This is a genomic window from Nocardia sp. NPDC002869, assembly GCF_046764065.1.
In the GTDB taxonomy this organism is placed as follows: Bacteria; Actinomycetota; Actinomycetes; order Mycobacteriales; family Mycobacteriaceae; genus Nocardia; species Nocardia rhamnosiphila.
The window spans coordinates 1-11,152 of the sequence record NZ_JBKOOL010000179.1 but is presented as its reverse complement, the minus strand read 5'-3'; the positions used below and the strand labels follow the sequence as shown (position 1 = coordinate 11,152).

The 11,152-nt window shown below is 70.0% G+C and carries 10 protein-coding genes; 3 read left to right on the top strand and 7 right to left on the bottom strand.

All coding sequences use genetic code 11. The features are described from left to right. The 5 genes from ACLML9_RS24650 to ACLML9_RS24630 form a co-directional block, all read right to left on the bottom strand. Positions 1-295: translation initiation factor IF-2 N-terminal domain-containing protein (locus ACLML9_RS24650; RefSeq protein WP_411947751.1), on the bottom strand; the 295-nt coding region annotated here is incomplete at its 3' end. 404 nt (positions 296-699) lie between these two features. Next, a complete protein-coding gene (gene ndk / locus ACLML9_RS24645) occupies positions 700-1,116 on the bottom strand; it encodes a nucleoside-diphosphate kinase (RefSeq protein ID WP_030523235.1) in 417 nt (138 codons plus the stop codon). A 123-nt stretch (positions 1,117-1,239) separates the two neighbouring features. Further along, on the bottom strand, positions 1,240-1,659 hold the full coding sequence (locus tag ACLML9_RS24640; RefSeq protein WP_411947750.1) for a DUF4233 domain-containing protein: 420 nt from the start codon (positions 1,657-1,659) through the stop codon (positions 1,240-1,242). A gap of 37 nt (positions 1,660-1,696) precedes the next feature. After that, a complete protein-coding gene (gene folC, locus ACLML9_RS24635; protein WP_411947749.1) occupies positions 1,697-3,157 on the bottom strand; it encodes a bifunctional tetrahydrofolate synthase/dihydrofolate synthase in 1,461 nt (486 codons plus the stop codon). Next, entirely contained in the window at positions 3,154-5,832 is a 2,679-nt protein-coding gene (locus ACLML9_RS24630; RefSeq protein WP_411947748.1) for a valine--tRNA ligase, read from the bottom strand. Before ACLML9_RS24630 ends, folC begins: the two co-directional genes overlap by 4 nt. Positions 5,833-6,509: 677 nt before the next feature. Here ACLML9_RS24630 and ACLML9_RS24625 point away from each other — a divergent pair. Next, entirely contained in the window at positions 6,510-7,196 is a 687-nt protein-coding gene (locus ACLML9_RS24625; RefSeq protein WP_411947747.1) for an AAA family ATPase, read from the top strand. A gap of 7 nt (positions 7,197-7,203) precedes the next feature. Here the strand turns inward: ACLML9_RS24625 and ACLML9_RS24620 are convergent, their stop codons facing one another. Next, the gene (locus ACLML9_RS24620) at positions 7,204-8,127 is read right to left on the bottom strand and encodes a diacylglycerol kinase family protein (RefSeq protein WP_411947746.1); all 924 of its coding nucleotides are present in this window, start codon (positions 8,125-8,127) and stop codon (positions 7,204-7,206) included. Next, positions 8,124-9,701 carry an FAD-binding oxidoreductase gene (locus ACLML9_RS24615; RefSeq protein WP_411947752.1) on the bottom strand — a complete coding sequence of 526 codons (1,578 nt, stop codon included), beginning with the start codon at positions 9,699-9,701 and terminating at the stop codon, positions 8,124-8,126. Before ACLML9_RS24615 ends, ACLML9_RS24620 begins: the two co-directional genes overlap by 4 nt. A gap of 120 nt (positions 9,702-9,821) precedes the next feature. Between ACLML9_RS24615 and ACLML9_RS24610 the strand changes: the two genes are divergently transcribed. Then, entirely contained in the window at positions 9,822-10,394 is a 573-nt protein-coding gene (locus tag ACLML9_RS24610; RefSeq protein ID WP_411947745.1) for a TetR/AcrR family transcriptional regulator, read from the top strand. 99 nt (positions 10,395-10,493) lie between these two features. Continuing rightward, a partial coding sequence (locus ACLML9_RS24605) for an FAD-dependent oxidoreductase (RefSeq protein ID WP_411947744.1) occupies positions 10,494-11,152 on the top strand: 659 nt, incomplete at its 3' end.

The window sequence follows — 11,152 nt, the reverse complement described above, 5'->3', positions numbered from 1 at the left end:
GGGCTGCGGCATCCCCCGCGCCGACCGGACCCGCCGAGGTACCGGTGGGCTCGAACAGCCCGGGCTCGGCCGGAGCGAATGCGGGCGGAGCCGTCAGTGATTCGCGCACCGACTCCGCGACAGCCCGGTCCACACTCGATTGCGGACTACGGGCTTCGGTCCCGAGTTCGCTGAGTTTGGCCAAGATGCGCTTACTGGTCACGCCGAGCCGTTTGGCCAAGGCATGTACTCGGATTCGCTCCGGCAAGTGATCGTCGTCCTGTGATGTTGTGTCCAGCGGCTCTTGATCGGCCACGAAGTCTCCTCGGGCCCCCGGGCGCGTTCCTCTTCGAGTGACGCGGCCGTCGCGGGGACGCTTTCCGTCCGCCTCGCGCGGTTGGCGCGAGGTCCATGGTCTCGCCCCGCGCGCCCGGTTATCTCCACTATCACGTCGGTCGGGCTAACTGGCCACGCGGCGCCTGGCATATGGCTGAACGCCGCGGTCCGAGCGCTCGTCCAGCGCGCCGGGCAGACGCAGCCCCAGAAATCCGGCTGTGCGTCCGCGGCAGCGATGGCGGCATCGTTCCGCAGTGTGTCATCCGGTCGTGCCCACTGTGGAGCGCAACCATGTATCAGTATCCCACACCGTGCGCCAGGTGTTCGCCGTGGCGCTGGGTGAGGCACTGGCACGGGTCCGGTCGGCCCGTCACCGGACAGTGATCAGAGGGGGAATTCGGGGAACCAGAGGGAGATTTCGCGTTTGGCCGAGTCGGGCGAGTCCGAACCGTGGACCAGGTTGTACTGGGTCTCGAGGCCCAGGTCACCGCGGATACTGCCGGGTGCGGCCTTCTCTACGGGATCGGTACCGCCGGCCAGCTGCCGGAAGGCGGCGATGGCGCGCGGGCCCTCCAGGACGGCCGCGACGACCGGCCCCGAGGTGATGAACTCGATCAGCGAGCGGTAGAACGGCTTCTCCGCGTGCTCGGCGTAGTGTTCGGCGGCCACTTCCTCGGTCACCTGTTTGAGCTCGAGGGCCGCGATGGTGAGACCCTTGCGCTCGATCCGGTTCAGTACTTCGCCGACGTAGCCGCGGGCCACACCGTCCGGTTTGATCAGAATCAACGTCTGCTCTGTCACGCGGTCAGCCTAATGGGCGCCGTCGGGCGGGGCCCAACCAGTCCTCCCCCGGCCTACGCGTGAGTAGCGTCGGCCTGACCAGGCCGGGTGGGCGGATCGCGGAGGACGGCCCGGCGACCTCGGTCAGGAACCGCCGGACATGCGCTGGCTCGGCAACGTCCCCTCGTCCATCCGCCGTTTCACGTCCGAGCGCAGCAGCAGGATGAAGGCCCAGACCGCGAGGAAGATCACGCCGATGATCGCGATCGACAGATGGAACACCCCGCCGATCAGCACCGGCACCTGCAACCCCAGATTGAACGGAACCGCCCAGGAACGACGCTGCAGACCCGCGCCCGCGATCATCACCAGGGCAAGTACCACCAGGTAGGTACCCGATACCCAGGTGACACCACCGGCGATATCGGCGACCACCGGCAGCGCCAGCAACACCGTGATCGCCTCGAGTACGAGGGCACCCGCCATCACCCCGCGCAGGCCCTTCCAGGGATCGGGCGGAGCCGGGGTCGTCGCCTCGGGCTTCGGCGCTTCGGGCTCACTCATGCTGTTCCTCGTTGTCGGCGGCGGCCGGCCCCGGGCATTACGCCGGGTCCTTCCCGAACAGGGCGCGCGCGGTGCCGGCGGTGACCACCGAGCCGGTGACCACCACACCCGCGCCGGAGACCATCTCACCGGACGCGCCGACCTCCTCCGCGAGCGCGACGGCGGTTTCCAGCGCATCCGGCAACGAGTCCGCGGTGACCACCCGCTCGTCGCCGAACCGCTGAACCGCCAGATCGGCGAGCTGATCCACCGGCAGCGCCCGGGGGGACCCGTTGGTGGTCACCACTATCTCGTCGAAAACCGGCTCCAGCGCGGCGAGGATACCGCCGACGTCCTTGTCGGCCAGCACCGCGACCACACCGACCAGCTTGCGGAAATCGAACTCGGAGGTCAGCGTCGCGGCCAGCGCGGTAGCACCGGCCGGGTTGTGCGCGGCATCAATGAACAGGGTGGGCGCGTTGCGCATCCGTTCCAGGCGCCCGGGACTGGTGACCTCGGCGAAACCGGCACGGACCGCATCGATGTCCAGTTGGCGCTGGGCGCCGGCCCCGAAGAACGCTTCCACCGCGGCCAGCGCGAGCGCCGCGTTGTGGGCCTGGTGCTCGCCGTGCAGGGGCAGGAAGATCTCGTCGTAGACCCCGCCGAGCCCCTGTAGTTCGAGCTGCTGCCCGCCCACGGCGATCCGCCGGCTCAGCACCTGGAATTCCGAACCGGCCCGCGCCACCGCCGCGTCGGTTTCCACGGCCCGGCGGAGCAGTACCTCGAGCGCCTCGGGGTCCTGTTCGGCGATGATCGCGACCGTATCGGTGGGGACCAGCGACTCGGGGGCGCGTTTGATGATCCCGGCCTTCTCCTTGGCGATGGAGGCCAGATCCGGGCCCAGGTATTCGGTGTGGTCGAGGCCGATGGGGGTGATGACCGCGACCTGCGCGTCGATCACATTGGTGGCGTCCCAGCTGCCACCCATACCGGTCTCCACGACCGCCACGTCCACCGGCGCCTCGGCGAACGCCGCGTAGGCCATGGCGGTGAGCACCTCGAATTTGCTCATCGCCGGGCCGCCCGCGGTCGCCGACTGGGCGTCGATCATCTCGATATAGGGCTGCATCTCGCGGTACAGCTCGACGTAGCGGGCCGGGGAGATCGGCCGGTTGTCGATGCTGATCCGCTCGGTGGCCAGCTGCAGATGCGGGCTGGTGAGCCGGCCGGTCCGGCGGTGCAGCGCGGTGAGCAGGGAGTCGATCATCCGGGTCACCGAGGTCTTACCGTTGGTGCCCGCGACATGGATTGCCGGGAACCCGTGCTGCGGTGAACCCAGCACATCCATCAGCGTGGCGATCCGGGTGAGCGACGGTTCGATCTTGGTTTCCGGCCAGCGCTGGTCGAGTTCCGCCTCGACCAGGGCCATCTCCGCAAGATCCACCGGTGACGGCCCGGTGCCGAGCCGGGAGCCGCCGTTGCGGGGCTCCGGCTCGGCATCGTCGTCGTGGGCGTTCACTTGCCGCTCAGCTCGGCCAGGCGGGCCCCGATCCGCTCCACCTCGGCCGCGGCGACCTCACGCCGGGCCCGGATCTTGTCCACCACCGGTTCCGGCGCCTTGGCCAGGAACGCCTCGTTACCGAGTTTGGCCTCGGTGCCCGCGAGTTCCTTCTGCGCGACCGCCAGATCCTTCTCCAGGCGCCGCCGCTCGGCCGCGAGGTCCACGGTGCCGGAGGTGTCGACCTCGACGGTGACCGTGGTGCCGCTGAGCCGCACCTCCACGGAAGCGGTGGCCGCGAAATCCGCGCCGGGCTCGGTGAGCCGGCCCAGCGTGCTCACTTCCGGATGGAGATGCGCCAGGCCCGCCGCGTCCAGGCCGAGCACCCGTGCCGCGACCTTCTGCTTGTCGTTCAGACCCTGATCACTGCGGAACCGGCGAATCTCGGTGACCAGCCGCTGCACATCGGCGATACGCTGCGCCGCGCCGGTATCGGTGGGTGTCCCGGTGCGCTCCGGCCAGGCCGCCACGACCACCGACTCCGCGCCGGTCAGCGCCTGCCACAGCGATTCGGTGACGAACGGGATCACCGGGTGCAGCAACCGCAGCACCGCGTCGAGCACCGACCCGAGCACGACCCGGGTGGATTCGGCCCGCTCCTCGCTTTCGGCGAACTGGACCTTGGACAGTTCCAGATACCAGTCGCAGAGCTCGTCCCACGCGAAGTGGTAGAGCGCCTCGCAGGCCTTACCGAACTCGTAGGCGTCGAACGCGGCGTCGACCTCGGCGAGCACCTCGTCGAGCCGGTCCACGATCCAGCGGTCGGCGTCGGTCAGCGTCTCCCGCGCCGGCACCGTCCCCGGGCGGGCGCCGTTCATGAGCGCGAACTTCGTCGCGTTGAACAGCTTGGTGACGAAACTGCGCGAGGCCAGGGCATGGGGTTCGCCGACCGAGAGATCACTGCCGGGCTGGGCGCCGCGGGCGAGCGTGAAGCGCAGCGCGTCCGCGCCGTAGTTGTTGATCCAGTCCAGCGGGTCGATCCCGTTGCCCCGGGACTTCGACATCTTCCGGCCGAACTGGTCGCGGATCAGACCGTGCAGGAAGACATCCTCGAAGGGAATCTGATAGGCCCCGCCCTTACCGGCGGACACCGCGGCGTCGTCGGCGACGAAGGTACCGAACATCATCATCCGGGCCACCCAGAAGAACAGGATGTCGTATCCGGTGACCAGCACGCTGGTCGGATAGAACTTCGCCAGCTCCGGGGTCGCGTCCGGCCAGCCCATCGTGGAGAACGGCCACAGCCCGGAGGAGAACCAGGTGTCCAGGACGTCGGGATCCTGCACCCATCCCTCGGGGGCCTGCTCGTCGGGGCCGACGCACACGACTTCGCCCTCGGGCCCGTACCAGATGGGAATACGATGACCCCACCACAGCTGCCGCGAGATACACCAGTCGTGCATATCGTCGACCCAGTCGAACCAGCGCGGTTCCTGGCTCGCCGGGTGGATCACGGTATCGCCGTTGCGGACCGCGTCACCGGCCGCCTTGGCCAGCGATTCGACCTTCACCCACCACTGCATGGACAGCCGCGGCTCGATCGCTTCGCCGCTGCGTTCGGAATGCCCGACACTGTGCAGGTAAGGGCGCTTCTCGGCGACGATCCGGCCCTCGGAGGCCAACCGCTCACGAATCTTCACCCGCGCCTCGAACCGGTCCATCCCGTCGAATTCGGTACCGGTATCGGCGATCCGGCCGCGTTCGTCCATGATCGTGGGCATCGGCAGGTTGTGCCGCAGGCCCATCTCGAAGTCGTTCGGATCGTGGGCGGGCGTGATCTTCACCGCGCCGGAACCGAATTCGGGATCCACGTAGTCGTCGGCGATGATCGGGATCCGCCGGCCGGTGATCGGATGTTCGAGGGTGGTACCGATCAGCTCCCGGTACCGGGGATCCTCCGGGTGCACCGCGACCGCGGTGTCACCGAGCATGGTCTCCACCCGGGTGGTGGCGACCACGACATGCGGTTCGGCATCATCGAGCGACCCGTACCGCAGGGACACCAGTTCACCCTCGACATCCTCGTACTTGACCTCGATATCGGAGATGGCGGTACGCAGTTCCGGCGACCAGTTCACCAGCCGCTCGGCACGATAGATCAGACCCGCGTCGTAGAGGCGTTTGAAGATCGTCTGGACCGCGCGCGACAGGCCCTCGTCCATGGTGAACCGGTCCCGCGACCAGTCCACACTGTCGCCGAGCGCCCGCATCTGCCACTGGATGGCGCCACCGGATTCACGCTTCCAGTCCCAGACCTTCTGCACGAACAGTTCGCGGCCGAAATCCTCTTTGGTCTTCCCGTCCGCGGCGAGCTGCTTCTCCACCACCGTCTGGGTGGCGATACCGGCATGATCCATCCCGGGCAGCCACAGCACCTCGTAACCCTGCATCCGCTTACGGCGCGCCAAGGTGTCCATGAGCGTGTGGTCGAGCGCATGACCCATGTGCAGCGTGCCCGTGACATTGGGCGGCGGCAGCACGATCGAGTACGCGGGCGCGGAACTGTGCGGGTCGGCGTGGAAGTAACCGGCGGCTACCCAGCGCTCGTACAGGTCGGCCTCCACCTCGCCGGGATTCCAGCTCTTGGGGAGGGCATCGGCACGATTACGCGTGTTGTCAGGGGCTGCGCTGGTCACGCCGCGATTCTAGTGTCCAGGGTGTCGCCGCCGGTGTTGCGGGGTCGGCGCCCCGCCGCCTGGAATGGGCATGAGCCGAGCAGCGACACCCACCCCGGCCGGCCCGGGCGAGCCCCACACTGCCGGTATTCGATAACAACGCGCGGCGGACGGCCGACCACTCACGGCCGGTCGCCGCGCTCCCTCGCTTCGCCGGTCCGGAGCCGAGGCGGGTTCCGGCCACGAATACCGGCTGTCCGGAAGGAACGTGAGGCGAGCGGGGACCTTCACCCCGATCAACCGGGACCGGCATGCAAACGGGCGGTCGCCGCGCACGAGGGTGAGTCCGGCCCGGGGAAGGACCTGATGGAGGGCGCTACACGGGACAGCGGGAGAGCGCGATTGCCGCAGGACGGGAACGAGGGGACACCGCGCCGGACCCCGGAAAGGTGGCGGAGAAAAACCGAGGCGGAGCCTTCGGTGGATGAGGGACACCGAAGACTCCGCCTACAGCAGTAAGACTACCGCCGATCCTGGTCCGCGCTCCCAATCCATAAACAATTCTCAGCTCGAGCACCGGAATTCCCAAGCGTGCGCCCGGCTCGCCGCAGTCGGCGGGCTCGGCCGAAACCTGTGACCTCGAGCGGACAAAGCCGACATTCTTGCCGAAACCGGTTCGACTGGGGACCCTGGACGGGGTGAACCCCCCGCTCGACTCGTTACCGTTGAACCCTGCGGAATCCATCTTCCCCGAATCGGATTCGGAAATCGTCCGGCCCCGGGCCGTCGACGACCTACGGGGCCGGCCGACGCGGGAGCTCCGGTACCCGGCGAGCGCGGCCGTGCTGTTCGCCGGAATACCCGGCGCGGGCAAGAGCACCGCGCTGCGCCGGCTGTTCGGCGCCGACCCCGATGCCGAACAGGCGCTACCCGGTCCCGATCAGTCGGTAGTGCTCGATTCCATCCATGCCCGCAACGCGTGGCGGCGCCGGCTGGCCTGGCTGCCCTACCCGCTGTGGCGGCCGGTGGTGCACGTAGTGCATTTCGGCCGCATCTGGGTCGCCTTGCGCGATCACACCGGCCCGGTGGTGATCCACGACTGCGGCACCATCGGTTTCACACGCCGGATGCTGACCCGCTGGGCCGTCCGGCACGGCCGCGAACTGCACATGGTGTTACTGGATGTGCCGGCGACGGTCGCCCGGGCCGGACAATATGCGCGCGGGCGGCGGGTCGGGCTGTTGTCGTTCCACTGGCACGTATGGCGCTGGAGACAGATGCTGGGGCGGCTGGAGGCCGGAGCCGGTCCCCGGCCCGCGCCCGCCTCGGTCGTGGTGGTCGACCGGGTCGGCGTGGACCGACTGCGGGTCCGGTTCGCCGCCTGACCCGCGGTCAGGGGGTCAGGACGGTGAGCGCCCGGGGTTCGACGCGCACGGTGAGCGGCAGCCGGCCCGCGGGTTCGCCGTCGGCGGTGGCCGGGGCGCCGGTGGCGGCCAAACCCAGCGATTCGGCCCGGTACTGGCGCACCGCGGGATGGTCGATCCGCCGGCCCGCCGAGAGCGCGGGCAGGATCCGCAGCATCTCCAGATGCGAAACCTTGCCGACCACGGTCACATCGAGCAGGCCGTCGTCGCACCGGGCGTCCGGGCAGATGAGCATGCCGCCGCCGTAGGTGGTGGTGTTACCCACCGCGACCAGCAACGCCTCGGTGGTGATCACCTCTGCGGCCGGGCCGCCCAATTCGATCCGGTAGGGCACCGCGATTCCGTGCGCGATCTCCGCGACCGCGGCGAAGGTGTAGCGGGACCGGCCGCGCGGATAGCGCATCCGGTTGGCACGCAGGGTGACCCGGGCGTCGAAACCGGTGCACGCGACGGTGGCGAACCACATCGGGTCGTGCCCGGCGGGTTCCATCCGGCCCAGGTCGATGGTGCGCACCTGCCCGGATCGGACCAGTTCCGCGGCACGGGCGGGCTCGTCGGCGATACCCAGTTCACGCGCCAGGTCGTTGCCCGTGCCCGCCGGGACCAAGGCCAATGGCACGCCCGAACGGGCCAGCGGGTCCAGGATCGTGTTCACCAGACCGTCACCACCGACGCAGACGACCGCGTCCGGCGCGCCGCCGGTCACCACATCGCGCACCTGCGCACGGGTCCGCGCGGCGGAGGGTGCGTGGATCTCGACGACCGCCACGCCCTCCGCGCTCAGCCGGTCCACGACGATGCGGGCGGCCTCGCGCGCCCGGCCCTGCCCGGAGGCGGGGTTGGTCACCACGGCGACCGTACGCACCTCCCGGGGGTCCGCTGCGCGCGTCATGGCAGCAGTTTGCCAGGGTTGAGGATCCCGGCCGGGTCGATCTCGCGTTTCACCGCGCGCAATACCCGTACGCCCAGGTCGCCGATCTCGCCGGGTAGCCAGGCGCGGTGGTCCACGCCCACCGCGTGGTGATGGGTGATGGTGGCGCCGGCGGCGGCGATGGCGTCCCCGGCGGCCGCTTTCGCGGCCCGCCACTGCGCGATGGGATCGTCGAGCAGTCTGGCCACCACCGTGAAATACAGTGACGCGCCGGTCGGGTAGGTGTGCGAGATATGGCACATCACCAGGGCGGGCGCACCCTGGGCGGTCAGCGAATCGGTGAGCGCGCTCGTCACCTTCGCCTTCAGATCGGCCAGCGCGCTCCAGGTGGTCGCGGTCTCCAGGGTTTCGCACAGCACCCCGACATCCAGGAGCGAATCACGCAGGTAAGGGGCCGCGAAACGGCCGTGCTGCCACTCCCGGGCGGGCTCCGGACCGAGTTCCGTACCACCGGCGGCGCGCAGTACCGCGGCGGCCTCGGCGCCACGGGCCGCGGTGTGGGCGGCGGTGCCCTCGAACGTGGTCACCGCGAGGCAACCGGAAACCGATGCCCCGCCCACATTTCCGGCCCGCGCCAGGTTCAGCCCGGTTTCGGCTTCGTCGGACAACCGCAGCACCGTCGGCGCCGCGCCCGCCTGCACGACCGCGCGCAACGCGGCCGCTCCGGTCTCGAAATCCGGGAACGACCAGGCCATATGGGTGGTGGTCTCCGGAACGGGATGGACGCGGACCGTGACCTCGGTGAGGACGCCGAGCGCGCCTTCCGAACCGACGAACAGTTCACGCAGATCGGGTCCGGCGGCCGAGGCGGGCGCCCGGCCCAGCAGCACACTTCCCGTGGGCGTGGCCACCCGGACCCGCTGGACCATATCGTCGAACCGGCCGTACCCCGCGGACGCCTGACCCGACGACCGGGTCGCGGCGAATCCACCGATGCTGGCGTATTCGAAACTCTGCGGGAAATGCCCGAGCGAGAGCCCGTGCTCGGCGAGCAACTGTTCGGCACGCGGACCGGTGACCCCGGCGCCGAAGGTGGCGGTGCCGGTGATCGGGTCGCAGTCCAGCAGGGCGTCCAGCCGGCGCAGGTCCAGCGCGATCACCGTGTCGAACGCCCCTCGCACCGGGTCGAGCCCGCCGACCACACTGGTGCCGCCGCCGAAGGGCACCACGGCGATGCCCTGCTCCGAGCAGTAGGCGAGGACGGCGGCCACCTCGTCGTGACCGGCGGGGAAGACCACCGCGTCCGGTGCGTCCTGCGGGGCGGGATCGCGTCGTCGCAGCAGGTCGGGGGTGCTCTTACCACCGGCATGCCGTAGCCGGGTGACCGGTTCGGTGGAGATATGGTCCGCGCCGACGAGGTCGGCCAGACCGGCCCGCCGGTCCGGGGACAGGACCGGCGGCCGGAGCGGCACATCGCCCTCATCACGACGCGTCGCCGGCTCCCCGGAGATTCCGAACACCTGTATCAGCAGGCCGCGGATCTGCTCGGGGAGCGGTGTGTGCCCGGCGGGAACACCCCAGGCGTCCCACACCATATCCGGTCGCCGCGTGCTCGATGCCGAGTTCACCGGACGTTCGCCTTGCTCACCTGTCATGAGTTACAGTTTGACATGTAGTGTCAAGCAGTAACCCGAATTGGAGACGAGGTCGAGTCCGTGTCATCCGGCGCAGCAGCGGTCGAGCAGACGATCCTGGACGCGGCCCGTGAATGCGTCGCGGAGTTCGGCGTCCGGCGCACCACGCTCACCGAGGTCGCCCGCCGGGCGGGCGTGAGCCGGCCGACCGTCTACCGCCGGTGGTCCGACAGCCGCGACCTGGTCGCCGAACTACTGGTGCGCGAACTGAGCGAGATCATCGCCACGGCCGTACCGACCGGTGGTCCGGCCCGGGACCGGCTGGTCACCGGGGTGGTGGCCGGCGCGGCGGCGGTCCGGTCGAACCCGCTGTTCGGCAAGATCTTCCGCACCGATACCGATCTGATGCTCACCTACGTGTTCGGCCGGCTGGGCCGCAACCAGCGCCAACTGCTCGACCTGTTCGGCACCGGCATCCGGGACGGTCAGGCGGACGGGTCGGTCCGGGCCGGCGACCCCGATCGGCTGGCGGCCATGGTGCTGCTGATCACCCAGTCCGCGGTGCAGTCGGCGGCCACCGTCGCCCATCTGCTCGACGGATCCGCGCTCGACACCGAACTCCGGCACGCTCTCGATACCTATCTCGCCCCGTGATCCCACCTGCCAGGAAGGAGTAGCGCCCGGCGTATCCGGAAGCGGCGATCGTCCCCGCCTTCCGTTCCGTCCCCCGGCGGACGCCGTGCCGAGAACAAGATGGCCGAGAACCCTTCCCCCACCGCGGGGCCCGCGTTGAACGCGCACCGCCGGCGCCGTGAGCTCGCGGCCCTCGGTGACCACCCGACCATCGACCTGCTGGTGATCGGGGGCGGTGTGACCGGCGCCGGCGTCGCGCTCGACGCGGCCGCCCGCGGACTGCGCACCGTCCTGGTGGAACGCCACGACCTCGCCCACGGCACCAGCCGCTGGAGTTCGAAACTGGTACACGGCGGACTGCGCTACCTGGCGAGCGGGAAGATCGGCATCGCGCACGAGAGCGCGGTGGAGCGGGGCATCCTGCTGCGCCGCACCGCGCCCCATCTGGTCCGGCCGCTCCCCCAGCTGGTCCCGCTGCTGCCCGGAATCGGGTTGTCCACCCGGAGCCTGATCCGGGCGGGTTTCCTGGCCGGCGACGCACTGCGGGTGGGCGCGGGCACGCCGGCGGCACTGCTACCGCGGTCACGGCGGGTGACCCGGGCCGAGGCGCTGCGACTGGCACCGACAGTGCGGCAGCAGGGATTGCGCGGCGGCCTCCAGGCATGGGACGGGCAACTGGTGGACGACGCGCGACTCGTGGTCGCGCTCGCCCGCACCGCGGCCGCGCACGGCGCGACCGTGCTGACCCGCGTCGCCGCCGCGCCGGGCGGCGGCGGCCC